The sequence below is a fragment of the Streptococcus troglodytae genome (assembly GCF_002355215.1).
Classification (GTDB): domain Bacteria; phylum Bacillota; class Bacilli; order Lactobacillales; family Streptococcaceae; genus Streptococcus; species Streptococcus troglodytae.
This window is the reverse complement of the sequence record NZ_AP014612.1, coordinates 555,912-574,628: the sequence shown is the minus strand read 5'-3', so window position 1 is coordinate 574,628 and position 18,717 is coordinate 555,912. Positions and strand designations below refer to the sequence as shown.

Sequence of the window (18,717 nt, the reverse complement as noted above, 5' to 3'; positions counted from 1 at the left end):
AAGTTTTCTTGGATTATTTTTTAATTCAAAGACCGTAGCTGTCAAATTTTCAAGTTGTCCACTCAATTTATGAAAGCGTTTTATATTTGTTAATATTATATCATACTTTTCATCTTGTGTCATATCAATTTTAGTGTTTTTTTCACTGACATTGAAAATTAATTTGAAAATTTTATCGTAGCTACTTATGCTGACAATCACTAAGCCAGATCCATATTCTGCTGACTCAACATAAACATGCTTGCGGATGTCCTCATAGGTCTGATAAGAAAAAGCCTCTTCTTGTGTTTTTAAACGAATTAATTCTTTAACAAAATTAACGGTTGACTTATAAAGTGTTACATTATTCCAGTCAATTTGATTGACCTCATCGGGGGCATTATAACTATTCATCGCGCGTTCTTTATCGGCATGGGTTAATTCACCATCTGGACCTGTTGGAAACAGCTTAGTCCGTAAAAATTCCTGTCCTAATTCAATGAACGCCATTCCCTGCATCAAAATCCCCAGACTATTTGCCAACTCAACGCGTTTAATATGAGTGGTTTTATCATCTTCAGGATGTAGTTCCATAAGAAGATCATTAAGGTTATAGTTGTCGTGTGCCTCTACATAGTTAAGTACCTGATTCGGTGCCAAATAAGAACTTAATTCGTCACTGCCTAACATGCCCTTAGCAATTTTATTCTCAGTAGCTTCTCCCGATACAAAACCGCGTTTGAAATCGCCGTAAACTTCAGCACCTTTAATAGCATTTCTCACATCGTCATTGAAAAAACCAATACGCGGCATTTGGTAAGCATTATCTTTTTTAGCCTTATCTTCTGGCATGAGACCTATTCCCATATCCCAACCTTCACCATAAAGCAAGATATTAGGATCGATAGCATCAACAGCCTGACGAATAGCATTCATGGTATCAACATCATGAAGACCCATCAGATCAAACCGAAAACCATCAATATTATAGGCTTGAATCCAATAAAGAATGGAATCAATCATGTATTTCCTAAACATTTCTTTTTCACTGGCAGTCTCATTTCCACAGCCCGAACCATTTTGCAAGGAACCATCATGATTCATACGATAATAATAATCAGGCACTGCCAGCTGAAAAGCAGAATCTGTAGAGGAATAGGTATGATTGTAAACCACATCCATAATAACACCAATACCTGCATCGTGATAAGCCTGAATAAGCTGTTTTAATTCTAAAATGCGAGTGGTCGGTGCATGAGGATTGCTAGCAAAGCTAGCTTCTGGAACATTGTAGTTTTCAGGATCATAACCCCAATTATAGGCATAAGAGCCATCTTCATTGAAGGTCTGGTGATGATCAAAAACAGGCTGCAGCTGCACGTAATTAATACCTAAGTTCTTGAGATAATCAAAACTTGTTTGATCGCCATATAAATTTTTGGTCCCTGTTTCAAAAGCACCTAAGAATTTGCCGCGATTTTCATGCCTGACACCTGAAGTTTCCGATTTAGAAAAGTCACGGATATGCATCTCTGCTATCACCGCTTGATTAGGATTGCTAAGACGCCAACTAGCCTCTTGCCTGTGTTTGACTTCAAAACCTTCTGGTATTAAATCAGCATCAGCAATAACAACTGAACGTTTCCCGTCAGCCGTCACAGCAATAGAATAGGGATCTCTCGTATCTCGAAAAATACGTCTGCGATAATAAACACGGTAGCGATAAGCATGATAATTCAAGTCTCCTTCGACTGTACGCTCCCAGACACCATGCGTATTTTTAGTATGATCATCAGGCCTTCTGTTTTCCCCGCGCTTCATTTTTAAAACCTTGAGAACACTTGACTTTTCGCCAGTTGAACTGTAAATAATTAATTCAACCCGCCTAGCAGTTGGTGCCCAAAGCCGAAATTCAGTTTTATCTTCTTGGTAAGAAAAACCAAGCCAGCCTTGAAAGCCCCATTCATAGTCAAAGCGTTTACTATTGACAGCCATATCAAAAGCATGCGGCTGACGCCGATTATAAGCATGGCTTGCAACTGCTGCTTGCCATGAATAATAAAGCGTATCATCCCCTTGAACAATCCAAACCTCGCTTTTAGACAGACCAGGATTGCAATTAATACTAAAATCAGGCGTTCTAACGGACCAGTCAGCATTTTTGACAATCAGATAGACTTGACTTTGAAAAGTATCAGACTCATAAACGAGATTTCCAACAATTCCAAAATTATCAAAACGTGAGAAAGAGGCATCTTTTCCCATCTGTCCGCTCTGCCATTGCCATAAACTAAACTCAAAATAATTTTCTGTATTACTATGGTAATGTACGACTACGGTATTTTTCATGTCTTTTTACCTAACTAATCTTGCTCTTCCATCTTATCCATCCCATCCAGACTTTCTGCTTCTCTTGCAAATTTCTGGGCAATTGCTTCTAGCACCAGTTCTTCTGTATCAAGAGTAATCGCATCATCTGAAATTTCATCTGTATTCGCAAAGAATTCAATATGATTTTTTAAATTGCGCAATTCAATCGGTGCATCACCGCCGTACTCTCCATCAAGATTAATCATCATCCGCTTAGAAGGATTCCCTTGAGGAATAATTTTAAGGTAACTGGTTTTAATATACTCAATCTTTTTGTGATTAATATGCCGCCCACCTGTCAAAACAAGACGAATAAGACCCGTTAATTCAAAAAGATTAGCCGTTTTAACTAAGATGAGCGTAAACTTACCATCATCCAACTTAGCATCTGGAGCAATCGTTTCAAAGCCTCCAACAGAATTGGTTAAAGCCACAAAAATCATGGAAGCTTCGCCTTCAAAAACACCATGATCATAAAAGACCTTGACAGGGACATTTCGAACACGTGGCAGGAGCTCAGCCCCCTTGACTAAGTAGGCGAGATAACCAAACATCGTCTTTAGTTGGCTAGGCACACTATAGGTCAATTCTGTCAAACTGCCTGCTGCGGCAATATTAATGAAATATTTGTCATTATAAGCCTTGCCAATATCCATATGAATGGTCTGATTCTTACCAATTAATTTGGTTGCCTCAATAGGATTGCCACGTGGGATCTTAAGAGCGCGGGCAAAATCATTAGTCGTCCCTGTTGGAATAATAGCGACCTTGGGACGTTTCCGTAAAGGTGCGATGCCATTGACAACTTCATTGATGGTGCCGTCACCCCCAGCAGCAATAACCAGATCAAATCCTGCCTGACTGGCACGTGCTGCCTCATTTTTGGCAGAGTCTGCTCTGGGAGTTGTCTGAAAGGCACTCGTTTCGTAACCAAAACCCTCTAAGATATCTAAAACCTCTGCTACATTTTTCTTCATGATTTCTTGACCCGAAGTTGGATTGTAAATTAAACGTGCACGTTTTTGTTTTCTTACCATTTCTCTCTCCTATCACAAACTTTCTAGCCAAGCTTCATCTTTAATTTCAATTCCTAAAGTTTTTGCTTTTTCTAATTTAGAACCTGCATCACTCCCTGCTATGACCAAACTGGTTTTTTTAGAAACACTTCCAGCTACATTGGCACCAAGATTCTGCAGTTTTTCCTTTGCTTGATTACGTGTCAAATTTGTTAATTTACCAGTCAGAACAACTGTTATTCCAGATAAAATGGCATCACTTGCTGTTTTTTTGCCAAGATAAGTCAAGTTCAAACCTGCTGTTTTTAACTCTATCAAAAGTTTCTGTGCACCTGCTGTTGCAAAATAAGTTTTTAAGGACTCTGCAATAACAACTCCCAAACCATCAATAGCAGCAATATCGTCAAAATCAGCAGCAGCTAACTGCTCAAGACTCTCAAAGCGTTCCATAAGAAGTCTGCTCGCCTTACTGCCGACATGACGAATACCCAATCCAAATAAAAGTTTTTCGGCTGAACTAGCTTTGGAAGCCTGAATAGCCTTATAAAGCTTAGTTGCTGATTTTTCCTTGATCCCTTCGAGCTGCATAAGGTTCTCAGGAGTTAACTGATAGATATCAGCTACATCGCAAATGAGTTCTGCTGTAAATAATTTTTCAACAATAGCTGGACCTAATCCTATAATATTCATAGCATCACGACTAGCAAAATGAATCAATTTTTCCTTTAATTGGGCTGGACAGCGTGGATTAACACAGCGAAGAGCCACCTCATCCTCAAAATGGATCAGTTCACTCTGACAGGACGGACAGACTGTTGGAATTGGCAGCGGCATCTGCTGGTCACGCTTGCTTTCAACGACATGTAAAACTGCCGGAATAATATCTCCAGCCTTATAGACAACAACTGTATCACCAATTCGGATATCCTTTTCAGCAATGTAGTCAACATTGTGCAAGGTTGCCCGGCTGACCGTCGTTCCTGCCAACTGAACAGGTGTTAAATTAGCTGTTGGTGTCACAACCCCTGTTCGACCAACTGTCCAGTCAACCGACAAAATTTCTGCTGATTTTTCCTCTGCTGGAAATTTATAAGCAATGGCCCATCTGGGTGCCTTAACTGTAAAACCGAGCGCCTCTTGTAGAGCCAAACTGTTCACTTTGATAACAACGCCATCGATATCATAGGCAAGTTCAGTTCTTTCCTTAGCAACCTCTTCAATAAACTGCCAAATAGCATCCATCGATGAGGAAATAATATGACGAGGATTGACTGTAAAACCGAGCTTGGCAAAACTTTCTAGTACTGCTTCCTGACTGCTGGCAGCTGTCGGACCTGCCTCTTGATAGATAAAAGTCGCCAATTTTCGTTTAGCCACAACCTTAGTATCCAATTGACGCAAGGTGCCTGCCGCTGCATTTCGCGGATTCGCAAATTCAGCCTCACCATTTTCCCTACGCTCAGCATTGATAGTTTTAAAGGAAACTTTAGGCAAATAGCATTCCCCACGTACTGTCAAATCAATATTTTCAGGTAAATGCAGTGGAATATCTCGCACACGCTTAAGGTTCTCTGTAATATTTTCACCAACCGTTCCGTCTCCTCTGGTAGCCCCAACTTGTAAACGGCCATCAACATAGGTTAGAGAAATGGAAAGACCATCAATTTTCAATTCTGCTAAATAATCAGCCTGCGGAAATTCCGCTTTAATACGCCTATCAAAAGCTTCCAATTCTTCACGAGAAAAAGCATCTTGTAAAGAAAATAAAGGATACTCATGTCTATATTTTTCAAAACCATCTAAAACAAGGTCACCCACACGATGCGTCGGACTATTAGGAAGAATGTCCTCTGGAAATTCTTTTTCAAGTTCTACAAGTTCACGATAGAGTTTATCGTACTCAGCATCTGAAACACTGGGATTGTCTTTTGTATAATATTCTCTGGCATATTGATTAAGAAGCTGAACCAGCTCATTCATACGTTCTTTCATATCTCTTATTTTACCATATTTTCACTAGCTTTAACTAATTTTTAATCATAAAAGAAGAGGGAAAGCTTTATTTTAAAGAATTAAAGGCAGTGTAAAGTAATAAAAGCAACTTTCACGTTTATTAGAATGGTTATTAAGAGCTGATTTTTTCAAATCGGTTACAGTCAAAATTTTTATTTTCTTATAAAAAATAATCTTCCGAAGAAGACTATGTTGTAAAATCTATATATTGGGCCAATTTATCAATCACAAGAGCCCCAAAAAGAGAGGAAATCAATTCTCCTACTGCTACAGTTAACCAAGTCAGTAAAAATGGCGTTTGGAGAACAAGAGAAGTTTCCGCTGCTATCGTCACCATAAATATAGCGTAAAACACAGAAAAGTAAAAGAAAGCCTTGTTAAAGAAGCCATTAAAAATGTATTCCTTTTTATACTTAGAAAAAAGAATCAAGCCTAATGTTACAAAAACTAAGGTAGAGCCGCCACCGACAAAGACATCAAGAAGACCAATAGTCCCAAAGGTATTGGCAATCATACAACCTAGAGTAACAGCGATGATGTATTTAGGATTATAGAAAGCTAAAAAGTTAAGCATTTCTGAAAGCCGAAATTGTATACCACCATAAGAGATGGCATTTAACGGCGGAGTCGCAGTCAAGGCAACATATAAAGCCGCCACAATGGCGATATGGGCTAAATCACGAACAGTTAATTGTTTCATTATTTCTCCTTTAACGGTTCTACCGTTTGTAATATGCTTGGTGAAAGGGAAATAAGCACCAAGGGTTGTTAGACAACTTATCCAGTATAGCATATTTTCACTTTTTTTGATATAGTAATCTTATGAAAAAATTAATGCACTATGAAACCCTTAAAAAGATTGTGACCCATGAAGCTTCCAAATATATCTTTTTCGGCGTTCTGACTACCTTTGTCTATTTTCTAACACGGACACCACTTTTCTTCTTTACTAAAGAAGCCACTTTTTCAGCAGTCATTGCTAATATTATTGCTATTATTTTTGCCTTTTTTACCAATGATCATTTTGTTTTAATCAAAAACGTCAAGGCTGGCTGAAACGTTTTGTTCAATTTTTCATTGCCCGTCTGTCAACCTTAGCACTTGATTTGCTGCTGGCTTTTTTACTTGTTGACCAATTTCCGGATATCATCGGACGTTTTGTCGGAAACAATCATGATATGATCAATTTTATTGAAACTATTATTTCACAGTTTTTAATTATGGCAACCAATTATATTATCAGTAAATTCTTCATTTTTAAAAATAAAAAGGAGAGCTGATCAGGGCTCCCTGAACTGCACCCCAAAAGTTAGACAAAAAATTTAAGTAAAGGATTTCGTTCTGTACTGTACAGGACTAAGTCCTTTTATTAAAAGATTCAGTTCTGTAAAGCAGGTACTGAATCTTTTCTTTTCTCTGCAGTTAGAACCAGCCATTCTCACGCGCAATACGGACTGCATCTGTTCGATTGCTGGCGTTGAGCTTGTTAAAAATAGCCGTCATATAGTTGCGGATAGTTCCATTGGACAAAAAGAGCTGCTCTGCTATTGTTTGATTGGAGGCCCCTTTAGCAACCAATTGTAAAACTTCTTGTTCCCGTTCACTAAGCGGATTGCTATCAAAGGTTACCTCTTCAACTAACTCTGGTGAGTACTCCCGCTGACCTGAAAGAACAGTATAAATGGTTGTCATCAATTCACTGGCAGAGCGATCCTTAAGTACATAAGCATCAACATGGGCTGCTAAAGCGCGTTTGAAATAACCAGAACGTTTGAACGTTGTCACAATAATGACCTTAATATCTTGGTGCTGACGAATCCACTCTAACACATCCAAACCTGTTTTGATTGGCATTTCAATATCCAAAATAGCAACATCAACTGTTTGCTTACCAAGCAGCTCAATTGCCTCTTGACCATCAGCTGCCTGATAAATCTCTTCAACATCATCTTCCATAAGCAGTAATTGGTAGAGTGCATCTCGCAGCATGGATTGATCTTCAGCAACTAGTAATTTCATTGACGTCCTCCTTCATTTAGGTAAATAGTGACGACTGTCGGATTATTGGGAGAGGTAACTTCAACATCTCCATTGACCAGACTAAGCCGTTCACGAATAGAGTGCAATTCCTGACCTGTCAGCTCAGCAAATCCAACACCATTATCTTCAACAATTACTTCAATCCCCTCCCCACGTTTGATGGTAATCTGACAGCCATCGGCCTGACTGTGCTTGATAACATTATTGGCTAGCTCCCGCAAAACCATGGTCATAGTAGACTGGGTAACAGGGGATAAGCTGTCCAAGTCCAACCGATTGTCAACAGACAGGCTGATATCAGATAAACCAAAGAGACGCTCCATTTCAGTCAGCTCCTCCGCCACTGTTCGATATTTGAGATGATTGACAAGTTCGCGCACCTCATGCATGGAATCATGACTGATTTGATTGAGCTCTTCTAGTTGTTTTTGCACGGCCTCGTACTGACCCTTTTTCATCTGCTTAAGCGCCAGCTCCGTTTTGAGACTCATCATAGCAAAGGTATGCCCCAGCGTGTCATGTAAATCGCGCCCAATCCGATTGCGCTCATTTTCAGCAGATAGGATATTGATGGTGCGATTTTGCTCAACAATCTCTGCTTCTATTTTTTCTTGCAAACGTAGATGATTTTGGAAATAGTACATGCCAAATACAAAAATTGGAAGTGCGATGGACATCATAAGGGCAGCGCTACCGTCCTTATGAACAATCCCATAAATAATGCCATTAATCCCCAGAAAGAAAGTGACCAGAGAAAAGGATAAAAAACGGTAAGACCAATAGCTGTCTCCAAACCGCCAAACCAATAAATTGACATGGTAAAAAAGAAACCACATCATAGCCCCTTCATAAGCTAGAGTCATAAAAGCAATGTAAGCCAGTGTATAGAACCATAAGACCGCAATTATCCTATGATAGCTGGCCTTCAGCCGCACTAAAAGCAGATAAGCAGCTGTAAACCCAGCGGTTAAAATTAAAGTCCACATAGGATAGTAGTTTGCCACAGTACCCAAAATCGGAAAAACGAGAAAGACCAGCCCTATATAATAAGGCAAGTCATTCTTTTGACGTTGTCTAAACACTTTCAACCTCTTGTTTTTGTTTAATGAATAGGGCAATCCCTGCTACTATTATGGCATAAGCCAGTGTAATAAACAAGGAATTCCATGTCAGCTGACCTTTTTGGGCAAAATTAACCGCTAATTGGTTAACGTGATAAATGGGAGAAACTTTAGAGATAGACTGTACCCAGTCTGGAAACATAGTAATAGGCATCCAAGAGCCTCCTAGAATGGCTAAGCCCAAAAAAGCAATATTCCCTACAATAGACATCATTTGTTCAGATTTAATCCGTTCAATCAAAAGCCCGAAAGCTAGAAAGACTAAGCTAGCCATCAATAACAGTAAACTTGTTCCTATCCAGCGAATCGGTGTCATTTCCACATGTCTAACAAAAGCACCAATCATAAAAGTCACAATAATAGAAACAAGGAAATTAAGCAAAACTCGAAAAATCTTTGACAGATAATATTTATAAATGGAGATCCTAGAATGTACGAGATAGCTTAACCAATGATTAGTTTGGTCTTCCTTAAGCATATAAGGGAAAGAAAAGAGCCCAAAACTTGACATAGAAAAGGCGGTCATGGTAATCATAAATGATCTGATAAAATCTGTCTGCCCTTGCGTTGTGTCATACATCTTCATTCCGGAATAAATAAGAAAGAAGCCAACCGGCATCCCAACTGCCATGATGAACACGGGCCAAGTCCTCCAGGTCTTAATCCACTCAACTTTTAATAATGCTTTCATGCTTCTTCTCCTTTTGTCGAATCAAACAGCGTATTTAATAGAGTCTTATTTTGAATCTCAATCTCTGAAATACTGCAACCTTGTTTCTGCAATATAGACCATATTTGCTCCAAGTCCTTGGTCATAAAGGTTACAGTATCTCGTTTTTCTTCTATGTCGTAGACCTTATCAAGACTATGAACCAATTGAGCATAAGCAATAGATAAGGTTACTTGCTTTTCTCTATCCTCACTGCGCATGGCAAATGGGGTTGTATCTCGAATTAGTTGTCCTTGGTGCAAGACCAAAATGCGATCCGCTGTATGCTCCACTTCTTCAATATAATGAGACGAATAGAGAATGGTCGTTCCATTTTCTTTCAAATCATGAATAATCTCCCAGAAACGTTGCCGTGTGGAAGTGTCCATACCTGCCGTTGGCTCGTCTAAAAAGAGAACCTCAGGTTTTCCAATCAGACAAAGGATAAAAGCCAAGAGACGACGCTGACCGCCAGATAATTTCCCAGCCAGTTGCTCATACTGCTGATCTGAAAACTGCAATAATTGCCTAATTTCTTCTCCAGTCAATGAATCATCTGCAATTTCCCTAAAGAATGCAATCAATTCCTTGACTTTTAAGGCAGAAGGGATTGTATTTTCCTGCAGAAGAACTGCTACCTGAGATTTGGGCTTATTTTTTTGTCCTTTAAAAAACACTTGACCTGAACTAGTCCTTTTGTCTCCTAACATACAGGACATAAGGGTTGTCTTCCCTGCACCATTTGGTCCAATCAGCGCTATACAATCGCCCTCATTAACCTCAAAAGAAATACCCTCCAAAACTTTTTTCGCCTTAAATTGTTTGGATAAATTTGAAACGCTTATAACAGTGTTAGTCATACTCTTCTCCTCCATATGAGCAGTAATTTCAATGATCTCATGATATCCCCCTAGTTCGTCAGTTCTTTAATAAACGATTTCGCTATCCCAATTAAAACAGAAGCTGAAATCAGCAAGCCAATCATCAGTCCCAAGTGTGAAAAGATAACCTCAAAGTGTAAGGTTTCAAAAATAGTTGTAAATAAGCTCAGTCCAGCAAAAATAGCTCCGATAGCAGCGTAGATAAAAAATGAAATTTTATTTTTATGAGATGTCACTCCTTTTCTTTATGTCTTTATTCTACTGGAAAAAGGTTGCACTTTTCAGCCCAGAATGTCATGACATCATATGACTTTTGTCATGTTTTAGACAAAAGAAAAAGACAAACCTCAACAAGAAGGTTATCTTCGGTTTAAAATAGATTTTACTCGTCTTTTCTTTCATCTTTTTTAAGCGTGTGATGTCTGGATTGAATAATCGTAATAATATTCCCTCTTCGAGGTTTGAATGCCTTGACATATTTTTTTTGATAACTGGCATTTAAAACGGCCCCTAAAATCAGAATTCTAGCAAAAACAATAAACCACAACATCAGAGCAAATAGGGTAACCGAACCAAAAACACGTAAATTTTCCATGCTAGCTGTAGCATAGTTGATATAGGTACCAAATAAACTTGTCATGGTAAAGAAGAGAAAACTGGTAAAAATGGTCCCGGGTAAAATATAGCGAATTTTTTTTATTTTAACATTGGGCAAAATATAATACAAAACCCCCAAGGCAACAAAAAAGATAGCTGCTGTCACGGGCTGAGTCAAATTCATGAGAATATCATATAAATCTTGATTAAGAAAAGAATTATGATAAAGAAAGGTTAATACGGTTTTACCGAAGGTGGACAACATAATAGCAAGAGCCAAAAAGAAAATAACCAGCAAACTGGAAAAAATACCCACAATATGCCCTAAAATCAAATCACGATGATTCTGGATACCATAAGATTTATTCATGGATTTCTGTAGAAAGGTCAAACTTTTTGACATGGTCCATAACCCTGTTACAATGGCTAACCACAAGAGACTGGTAGAAGGCTTATTAAAAATCCCTCTTACAATACCAGAAGTGCTTTCATAAAGTTGTTCTGGCAGATTATTTTTCATGAAAGACAAAAGTTCCGAAGTGTCAATATGAAGATAAGGAAACAAATTAGCCAGTAAAATCAAGAAAGGAAAGATGGTCAAAATCAAATAGTAAGCCACCGCTATACTGGACAGGTCCATTTCAGAACTTTTATAATATTCTAAGAAATTCTGGACAAACTGGCTTGCCTGTAATTTTTCGATAATCTTTTTCACTGTCGCTCCTATTAATAAGTCCCTTCTTGACCCTGACTCGTTAGAATACGGGGACCGTCTTTTGTAATGACAAATTGATGCTCATACTGACAGGATAATCCGCCATCAAGTGTTTTATGAGCCCAGCCTGTCTTCCTATCAGTATCAATTTCCCAAGTGCCTGTATTAATCATGGGTTCAATAGTTAAAACCATCCCCTCTTTCAAACGCAGACCGCGCCCTGCTCTGCCATAATGCGGTACATTGGGTTCTTCATGCATAGTTGGGCCAACACCATGACCAACTAAATCACGGACGACACCATAACCGTTGGCCTCAGCATATTCTTGAATAGCCGCTCCAATGTCACCAATACGATTGCCAACTACTGCCTTTTCAATTCCGCGATAGAGACACTCTTTGGTCACTGCCATTAGATTCTTTACTTCTTGAGAAACATCGCCAACGGCATAGGCCCAGCAGGAATCAGCCACACCACCACGAAAACTATCTGTATATTTTTTGACTTGAACCACATTGTCAAAATTCAATTTTGAGACATCTAGGTCTTCTTTAGCAATGGGACCGCCAAGTACCATATCAACCTTAAGAAGATCGCCATCTTTTAAAATATAATGACGTGGAAAGGCATGTGCAACTTCATCATTGAGTCCGCAGCAAGTTGCGTAGGGGTAATCCATAAGCTGCCCATCAACACCAATTTGTAAGGGAAGATAGTTTTCTTCCTTACAGCGTCTGCGGACATATTCTTCAATTTCCCACATATCAAGTCCGGGTTTAATCAAATCACGTAAACCGATATGAATGCTAGCCAGAAAATCACCTGCTTCATCCATCGCTTCAATTTCACGTTTTGATTTTAACGTAATCATTTTTAACTCCTTAACTTTTAATTCAATTTCGCTGTCACAACGGCCTTTGTAATCACTTGACTGCCATGGTAAATTTCAAAGTCAAGAGTGGCGCTCCGCCGATTTTCTGTAATAATTTTAGGCTGGATTTTCAAAAGGTCATCAATTTGAACAGCTTGTAAAAAGTATAACATCATTTGCTCAATAATGATATTCTTTTTGTGTTTCTGTGTCAAAACACGCATGGTAATGTCTTTTAAAAATTCTGTTAAAACGCCGTGAGCTAAATTCCCTGCGGAGTCAATCATAGCAGGCTCAACAACAAATTGAAAACCGGTTCTTTCTTCCTGTAAATTGGCTGTGATTTGTTCACTATAGGTATGAGAACTGGTTCTTTGGAAGTTTTGCAGATTTTCCATCACCTGCCGGCGCGTAATAACCCCCAAAAGGCTATAATCTTCCTTGACAACTGGCAACATGTCAAAACCTTCAAAAATCATTTTCTGACTAATGTTAGCTAAACTAAGATTGGGCTTAGCAACTACAGGATTTCTCGTCATTAATTGATTGAGAACCATATTAGGATCCTTACCTGCCACATCACGCATACTGACAACGCCCACAACCATGTCATGGCTATTGATAATAGGATAGCGGACATGGTTGGTCTTTTTGATTAAACTGTTATAATCCCTAACAGTATCCGTATCATGCAAGAAACCGTGATAAACTTTTTCCTGATAAACTTCATCTACGGTCTTAATATCTGTCTTAATACGAACATTGGACAGGGCTTGATTGATGATGGTTGCAACTGTAAAAGTGTCATAGTTGGTGACCATCACTGGAATACCCAATAGATTAGAAGTATCAAGGACTTTTTCAGAAACTGAGAAACCTCCCGTCACCAAAATAGCATTTTTATTTTCCAAGGCCAGAAGTTGAATATCTTCACGATCGCCAACAATTAAAAGACCATCATTTGTCAGATAACGATGAACATTATCAATGGTCATGGCGCCAATAGAAAACTTGCTGAATTCATGACCCAGACCTGCTTCACCCGAAACGACTTCAGACTCACTGATATTAGCAATTTCCTTATAAGTTAATTTACTGAGACGTACTCTTACCTTTTTCTCTACACGAATAGTACCACTGCGTGGTCTTGTTTCAACAATACCGCGATTCTCAGCTTCTTTAATCGCACGATAGGCCGTTCCATCACTAACCTTTAAATGATTAGAAATACTTCTAACACTGACGCGTTTCCCAACTGTTAGATTTTCTAAATATTCCAGAATATCTTGATGTTTACTCATAGCTTTTATCACCTACTTTTAAATCATATTTCAAATAGTCACGCATTTTATGGGTATATTTATCGCTTCCCTTAAATTGCCTAATCAATCTAAATCCCACCTTTTCTGCCACTCTGGCACTAGCTCTGTTTTCTTTATGGACAATAATTTCTAAGTCTTTCAGACCGAGTTCTTGAAATGCTAGGAAGGCAAGATTTTCAAGTGCTTCGGTTGCCAATCCCTGTTTCCAATAATGACGATGCAAAAAGTAACCTATTTCAGCCCTCTTAGCTGTTATATCTAGTTTGTCAAATCTAATAGCACCAATCATTTTGTGATTTTGCTTATGCTCAAGAGCCCAGAGACCCCCAAGGGATTTTTCATAAAATAATGAACCAACAAAAAGTCACTTTCTGCCAAATTTGCCTGACAAGGAAAAATAAATGCTAAATTCTGCGCATCACCTGCTATTTCATAAAAATCTTTATGATCCTTAAAAGCAAAAGGGCGCATCAAAAGACGTTGCGTTTCAAATTCCGAAAAGCGTCCTAACTGTGTCCATATATCCATATTGTTATAATACAGTTTTTTAGGCTAATAGTCAAAGGAAATGAGAAAAATAGAGCATGAAAAAGAGAATAAGAAGGCTAACATTTTTTACAAAACTCCTCTTCTTATTCTCTTTCACTTAATTGATAACTCAACCTTTTGCTTAGAAACTTACTATAAATTCTGCTGCTAAGCTCCTTACTCAGTTAAACGATACTAAGCTTCATTTAATTAGTAGACTATCAAGAAACTTATCATAAATCTTTAAGAATATTTTTAACAAGGTTATTGACACTGATTCCATTGTCAACAAGAATTTGCTTGCGATCATAACGATCATGATAGGCTTTTTCAATACCATAATTTTGTACTTTGAGCGGACTGTCACCCAAATAACCGGCAATCATTTGACCATAGCCACCTTCAAGAACACCATCTTCCAAGGTCACAACGAGTTGGTGATCTGCTGCCAAACTGTCCAGTAATTCCTTATCCAAACCTGTGATAAATTTTGGATTGACAATAGTTGCTTTAATATTATGCTTAGCTGCTAATTCTTTAGCAACATCTTCAGCAAGACCATAAAAATTGCCTAAACCAAAGAGAGCAACTTGACTTCCCTTTTGAATCACTTGATTTTTATTGAGAATGGAATAATCCGTCTTATCAGCAATACCCGTTTCTTTGAGAGGACCAACTGGGATACGGATAGCAACAGGATGTTCTTCTTGCTCAATAGCCCAATCTAACATAGCCAAATGTTCTTCCTTATTGGTTGGAGCTAAATAAACAAAGTTTGGAATATGAGCTAAAAATGGGATATCAAAGAAGCCAAGGTGGCTCTCATCATTCATGCTGCTAACGGAAGCCCCGTAAACAAGGATGGTTCCTGCTTGATTATTCAAAGCCATATCATGGGAGAGCTGATCATAAGTGCGTTGCATAAAGGTTGAGAAAACTGCCCAAATAGGTTTGGCGCCATTTTTAGCCAGACCAGTTGTCATGGTTGCGGCTTCCTGCTCAGCAATTCCGACATCAACAAACTGATCACCAACTTTCTTACGCTCTTCTTGATTAAATAAAAGCATAGGTGTCCCAGCATTAATAGCAACAACAGTTGGATCTTGCTTCATCTTATCCATAATAAGATCTGCTGTCACACTATTGTATGACGCTCCGCCATTGCCATCTGAAAGATACTCCCCTGTTTCAAGATTAAAGGGACCGCCAGCATGGAAAGCTTCACGATTTTCTTCAGCAGGCTTGTAGCCCTTTCCTTTGACAGTATGAATATGAAGCAAAACGGGATGATCAGCATCTTTAACCTCTTGGAAAAGCTGGATCAAACGATTTAAGTCATTGCCTTCATCAAGATAATGATAGTCATAACCAAGAGCTTTAAAGAGATTATCTGCTGCCTGACCTTTACTTTCACGTAGATTGCGCAGAGCTGTGTAAATACCTCCTCTTGGATTGGCAGCGATAGATTGGTCATTGTCATTAACGATAATAAGTGTATTGCTGCCTGTCGTAGCAATCTGATTGAGACCTTCATATGCCTGACCGCCTGATAAGGAACCATCGCCAATGATGGCAATGACATTGTAGCTTTCTTTCTTCAAATCACGCGCTTTGGCAACCCCTGAAGCTAAGGCTAAGGAGGTAGACGTATGGCCTACAGTAAATAAATCATGCTCACTTTCCTTAGGATTCGTATAGCCAGACACATCATCATAATGAGCTGGATCAAGAAAGGCCTGCACACGGCCTGTCAGCATTTTATGGACATAGGACTGATGCGACACATCAAAAATAAACTTATCAATTGGTGAATTGAAAACATAATGGAGTGCTACCGTCATTTCAACAATGCCAAAATTAGGGCCATTGTGACCACCATGACGACTAGTCTTTTCCAGCAAGGCTTGGCGAGCCTCATCAACAACCTGCTGTAAGCCCTCTTTAGTTAATGATTTTAAGTCTTTAGGGGAATGAATAGTCTCTAATACCATATTTACTCCTTTTTCCATTTATTGTTTTCATTTTTACAGTAATTTCGTATCTTTGAGCCATTGATCAACGCTGGCCGATCTGGAAAGCATACGGCCTTTGAGCAAGTTCGAGCTGCCAATAAGGCGATTCATTTCAGTTTGTGTTTGTGAGTAGGCTGAACCGCCTGATGTCGCAAAAGTTGCTACCGTCTTATCTGCCAAATCCAAATGGTCAATAACCGTATAGATAATCCGCGGCGGAATTCCCCACCAAGTGGGACTGCCAATGATTATCTTATCATAAGCTTTCACATCTGGCAGCTGGCCTTTGTATGCAGGACGGCTGGCTGCATCATTTTGTTCCAAATTAGCCCGGCTATCGGGCAGAGTCCAGTCTAAATCTTTTGTACTGTAGGAATCAGCTTCTTCAATACGATACAAATCTGCCTGCAGTTTTTTAGCTATTTTCTCAGCTATTCTTTTAGTTGTTCCCGTTTGTGAAAAATAAAGAACCAGTGTATTTGCCATAAGCTCCCCTCCTTTTTATATACTTTTAGTATAAACCTTAAAGTTCACTCTAAGTCAAGTAAGAACAGAGATTAAATCTTCCTTAGCCTATCTTTTTATTTGCTATAGAAAGATTTATAATAGACTTATCGTAAACTTTTAATCGTTGACTTTCCTAGATGATATAGGAAGGTTCCTTTTATAGATTCAGTAAGGAGGCTTGCTTATGTGGGCATTATTTGCATTTCTTTCCGCCTTGTTTGCAGCATTAACCTCAATTCTTGCTAAAATTGGGATTGAGGGCGTTAATTCAAACTTGGCAACCGCCATTCGGACTCTTGTAGTTGTCTTCTTGGCTTGGGGCATGGTCTTTTTAACAAAAGGTCAGACGGGTTTAGCTAACATTAGCAAGAAAAGCTGGACTTTTCTAATTCTTTCTGGTTTAGCAACAGGCGCCTCATGGCTGTGCTATTATCGTGCTCTACAACTTGGTAAAGCATCAGAGGTTGTTCCTATTGACAAACTCAGCGTTGTCATGACACTTATTCTTGCTTTTCTTTTTCTGCATGAAGACTTTAGCATAAAAGCTTTGATTGGCTGTATACTGATTGGCGGCGGAACTTTGATGATGATTCGTTAAGTTATACTATTGAAAATTCCATTCAATATCAACTTGAATGGAATTTTTCGTCTTTGTTTCTTTATAATAACATTTATAAAGAGCAAAATTAACGGAACAGCTGCGCTAGCTTTTCCTGATTTTGACTGTTCGTATAAGCTAGAATGTAATCCCCTTCTAATAATACAGTCTCTCCTTTAGGGATAATATTTTGTCCTTGACGATGAATAGATATTAAAACGGCATCATTTGGAAAATTAATTTCTTTAATCGTTTTACCATGAACAGAAGCGCCTTTTGATAGAACGAATTCAACAATCGCATTCTCATCGTCATTTAACTTAAGCAGTGTTGCTGTACTTTCAATATTAACTTCATTGATAATCACACTAGCTAGTAAGCTGGCCTGACTAACACGACTGTCCACCCCCATATCTGCATTAAAAAGCCATTCATTTTTAGGATTATTGACACGGGCAACAACTCGATCTACTGCATAGTTAAATTTAGCAACGGTTGACCCTACAAGATTGATTTCATCTTTTCCCGTCAAATAAGCAACGGCATTCGCCGTTTCAACAGAACACTTTTCAAGTAAAATAGGGCTTGTCCCATCTCCATGCAAGACCTCAGCTTGAGAAAATATTTGAAGGACTTGTTCAAAACGTTTTTGGTCTCGCTCAATAATGGTTACTTGATGATGCGAATCCAGTAGTTGCCTTGCTACATGAGTGCCAACTTTACCACAACCAATAATAATAATTTTCATAGCTTCTTCCTCCTCAAAAAACAAAGCGTTCTTTCAGCTGATTAACAGCATCTGAAAATGCTGCTAAATAGATGACATCCTGAGAATGAAGCACTGTTTCTTTATTGGGAATAAACGTTTCATTGTTTCGGCTCAAAGCTACAAGCCGCACTTCATGAATAGGAAGCACCTCTTCTATTTTTTTCTTGTCCAACAAAGGCGGAACATTAAAACGCACAATCTCTACAGTAGGATGCCCATTGCCTAGACTCAAAACGGAATCAAAATGCTTAAAAGTCAATAGATCCTTGGTTCGTTCAATTCCCCATTGTGTTGTTGCAATGACTTGAATTCCCAATGCATTATATAAATCAACCTTACTAGAATCATACAATCTAGCAATAACTCTAGGGACTTTATAGATTTTTTTAGCAATGCGAGCTACCAGAGCATTGGTATCATCACTTCCAGTACAAGCTATCAAACTATCTGCCTGTTCAACGCCTGTTTTTAACAGAAGCTCTCTATCGAACTCAACCCCTACCAAAGACTGACCCGTAAAACGGTCATCTAGTGCTGCTAAGCGTTCCTTATTAGCCGTTACAACTGTGACATCATTTCCTTCTTGGCTCAGCTGATTGGCTAAACCAGAACCTAATCGACCACATCCAACAATAATAATTTTCATAGCTATCCTCCTTTTGATAACA

The 18,717-nt window shown here is 38.7% G+C and carries 16 protein-coding genes, 3 pseudogenes and 1 riboswitch; of the genes and pseudogenes, 2 read left to right on the top strand and 17 right to left on the bottom strand.

All coding sequences use genetic code 11. The annotated features are described in order from the left end of the window. Positions 1 to 18: 18 nt before the first annotated feature. The 4 genes and pseudogenes from pulA to SRT_RS03015 form a co-directional block, all read right to left on the bottom strand. Positions 19 to 2,328: pseudogene (pulA, locus tag SRT_RS03030) on the bottom strand (type I pullulanase); the annotation flags it as partial. Between the two features lie 14 nt (positions 2,329 to 2,342). Beyond that, a complete protein-coding gene (locus tag SRT_RS03025) occupies positions 2,343 to 3,386 on the bottom strand; it encodes a diacylglycerol kinase (RefSeq protein WP_128832987.1) in 1,044 nt (347 codons plus the stop codon). A 12-nt stretch (positions 3,387 to 3,398) separates the two neighbouring features. Continuing rightward, on the bottom strand, positions 3,399 to 5,357 hold the full coding sequence (gene ligA / locus SRT_RS03020; protein ID WP_128832986.1) for an NAD-dependent DNA ligase LigA: 1,959 nt from the start codon (positions 5,355 to 5,357) through the stop codon (positions 3,399 to 3,401). Positions 5,358 to 5,565: 208 nt separating this feature from the next. Continuing rightward, positions 5,566 to 6,078 (bottom strand): QueT transporter family protein, encoded by a 513-nt coding sequence (locus tag SRT_RS03015; RefSeq protein WP_128832985.1) that lies wholly within the window; start codon positions 6,076 to 6,078, stop codon positions 5,566 to 5,568. After that, positions 6,076 to 6,172, bottom strand: a riboswitch (PreQ1 riboswitch). It overlaps the preceding gene by 3 nt. 28 nt (positions 6,173 to 6,200) lie before the next feature. Here SRT_RS03015 and SRT_RS03010 point away from each other — a divergent pair. Then, a pseudogene (locus SRT_RS03010) lies at positions 6,201 to 6,658 on the top strand (GtrA family protein). A gap of 142 nt (positions 6,659 to 6,800) precedes the next feature. Here the strand turns inward: SRT_RS03010 and SRT_RS03005 are convergent. From SRT_RS03005 to SRT_RS02955, 11 genes and pseudogenes are all read right to left on the bottom strand, one after another. Further along, complete coding sequence (locus tag SRT_RS03005) at positions 6,801 to 7,397, bottom strand: response regulator transcription factor (protein WP_128832984.1); 597 nt, start codon at positions 7,395 to 7,397, stop codon at positions 6,801 to 6,803. After that, positions 7,394 to 8,500, bottom strand: a complete 1,107-nt coding sequence (locus SRT_RS03000) for a sensor histidine kinase (protein ID WP_161940018.1) — start codon at positions 8,498 to 8,500, stop codon at positions 7,394 to 7,396. Before SRT_RS03000 ends, SRT_RS03005 begins: the two co-directional genes overlap by 4 nt. Then, complete coding sequence (locus tag SRT_RS02995) at positions 8,493 to 9,230, bottom strand: ABC transporter permease (RefSeq protein WP_128832983.1); 738 nt, start codon at positions 9,228 to 9,230, stop codon at positions 8,493 to 8,495. Before SRT_RS02995 ends, SRT_RS03000 begins: the two co-directional genes overlap by 8 nt. After that, on the bottom strand, positions 9,227 to 10,108 hold the full coding sequence (locus tag SRT_RS02990) for an ABC transporter ATP-binding protein (RefSeq protein WP_128832982.1): 882 nt from the start codon (positions 10,106 to 10,108) through the stop codon (positions 9,227 to 9,229). Before SRT_RS02990 ends, SRT_RS02995 begins: the two co-directional genes overlap by 4 nt. Positions 10,109 to 10,158: 50 nt before the next feature. Continuing rightward, positions 10,159 to 10,365, bottom strand: a complete 207-nt coding sequence (locus SRT_RS02985) for a hypothetical protein (protein ID WP_128832981.1) — start codon at positions 10,363 to 10,365, stop codon at positions 10,159 to 10,161. Positions 10,366 to 10,511: 146 nt separating this feature from the next. Next, positions 10,512 to 11,441 carry a YihY/virulence factor BrkB family protein gene (locus tag SRT_RS02980; protein WP_128832980.1) on the bottom strand — a complete coding sequence of 310 codons (930 nt, stop codon included), beginning with the start codon at positions 11,439 to 11,441 and terminating at the stop codon, positions 10,512 to 10,514. Between the two features lie 11 nt (positions 11,442 to 11,452). After that, positions 11,453 to 12,313, bottom strand: coding sequence for a methionyl aminopeptidase (locus SRT_RS02975; protein ID WP_128832979.1), 861 nt, complete (start codon positions 12,311 to 12,313; stop codon positions 11,453 to 11,455). A gap of 17 nt (positions 12,314 to 12,330) precedes the next feature. After that, positions 12,331 to 13,614 (bottom strand): CBS-HotDog domain-containing transcription factor SpxR, encoded by a 1,284-nt coding sequence (spxR, locus tag SRT_RS02970; protein ID WP_128832978.1) that lies wholly within the window; start codon positions 13,612 to 13,614, stop codon positions 12,331 to 12,333. Next, positions 13,607 to 14,163 (bottom strand): annotated as a pseudogene (locus tag SRT_RS02965) (GNAT family N-acetyltransferase). Before SRT_RS02965 ends, spxR begins: the two are co-directional and overlap by 8 nt. 233 nt (positions 14,164 to 14,396) lie before the next feature. Next, the gene (locus tag SRT_RS02960) at positions 14,397 to 16,154 is read right to left on the bottom strand and encodes a 1-deoxy-D-xylulose-5-phosphate synthase (RefSeq protein ID WP_128832977.1); all 1,758 of its coding nucleotides are present in this window, start codon (positions 16,152 to 16,154) and stop codon (positions 14,397 to 14,399) included. A 33-nt stretch (positions 16,155 to 16,187) separates the two neighbouring features. Then, complete coding sequence (locus SRT_RS02955; RefSeq protein WP_128832976.1) at positions 16,188 to 16,661, bottom strand: flavodoxin; 474 nt, start codon at positions 16,659 to 16,661, stop codon at positions 16,188 to 16,190. Between the two features lie 205 nt (positions 16,662 to 16,866). Between SRT_RS02955 and SRT_RS02950 the strand changes: the two genes are divergently transcribed. Next, positions 16,867 to 17,280 carry an EamA family transporter gene (locus SRT_RS02950; RefSeq protein WP_128832975.1) on the top strand — a complete coding sequence of 138 codons (414 nt, stop codon included), beginning with the start codon at positions 16,867 to 16,869 and terminating at the stop codon, positions 17,278 to 17,280. Between the two features lie 88 nt (positions 17,281 to 17,368). Here SRT_RS02950 and SRT_RS02945 read toward each other — a convergent pair whose 3' ends face one another. Continuing rightward, entirely contained in the window at positions 17,369 to 18,028 is a 660-nt protein-coding gene (locus tag SRT_RS02945) for a potassium channel family protein (protein WP_128832974.1), read from the bottom strand. A gap of 13 nt (positions 18,029 to 18,041) precedes the next feature. Then, the gene (locus SRT_RS02940) at positions 18,042 to 18,695 is read right to left on the bottom strand and encodes a potassium channel family protein (RefSeq protein ID WP_128832973.1); all 654 of its coding nucleotides are present in this window, start codon (positions 18,693 to 18,695) and stop codon (positions 18,042 to 18,044) included. Positions 18,696 to 18,717 lie beyond the last annotated feature (22 nt).

Bases quoted from the DNA above. Each gene is read 5' to 3' on its own strand.
- SRT_RS03025 (WP_128832987.1), bottom strand. From the start codon at position 3,386: ATGGTAAGAAAACAAAAACGTGCACGTTTAATTTACAATCCAACTTCG.
- ligA (WP_128832986.1), bottom strand. From the start codon at position 5,357: ATGAAAGAACGTATGAATGAGCTGGTTCAGCTTCTTAATCAATATGCC.
- SRT_RS03015 (WP_128832985.1), bottom strand. From the start codon at position 6,078: ATGAAACAATTAACTGTTCGTGATTTAGCCCATATCGCCATTGTGGCG.
- SRT_RS03005 (WP_128832984.1), bottom strand. From the start codon at position 7,397: ATGAAATTACTAGTTGCTGAAGATCAATCCATGCTGCGAGATGCACTC.
- SRT_RS02995 (WP_128832983.1), bottom strand. From the start codon at position 9,230: ATGAAAGCATTATTAAAAGTTGAGTGGATTAAGACCTGGAGGACTTGG.
- SRT_RS02990 (WP_128832982.1), bottom strand. From the start codon at position 10,108: ATGACTAACACTGTTATAAGCGTTTCAAATTTATCCAAACAATTTAAG.
- SRT_RS02975 (WP_128832979.1), bottom strand. From the start codon at position 12,313: ATGATTACGTTAAAATCAAAACGTGAAATTGAAGCGATGGATGAAGCA.
- spxR (WP_128832978.1), bottom strand. From the start codon at position 13,614: ATGAGTAAACATCAAGATATTCTGGAATATTTAGAAAATCTAACAGTT.
- SRT_RS02960 (WP_128832977.1), bottom strand. From the start codon at position 16,154: ATGGTATTAGAGACTATTCATTCCCCTAAAGACTTAAAATCATTAACT.
- SRT_RS02955 (WP_128832976.1), bottom strand. From the start codon at position 16,661: ATGGCAAATACACTGGTTCTTTATTTTTCACAAACGGGAACAACTAAA.
- SRT_RS02950 (WP_128832975.1), top strand. From the start codon at position 16,867: ATGTGGGCATTATTTGCATTTCTTTCCGCCTTGTTTGCAGCATTAACC.
- SRT_RS02945 (WP_128832974.1), bottom strand. From the start codon at position 18,028: ATGAAAATTATTATTATTGGTTGTGGTAAAGTTGGCACTCATGTAGCA.
- SRT_RS02940 (WP_128832973.1), bottom strand. From the start codon at position 18,695: ATGAAAATTATTATTGTTGGATGTGGTCGATTAGGTTCTGGTTTAGCC.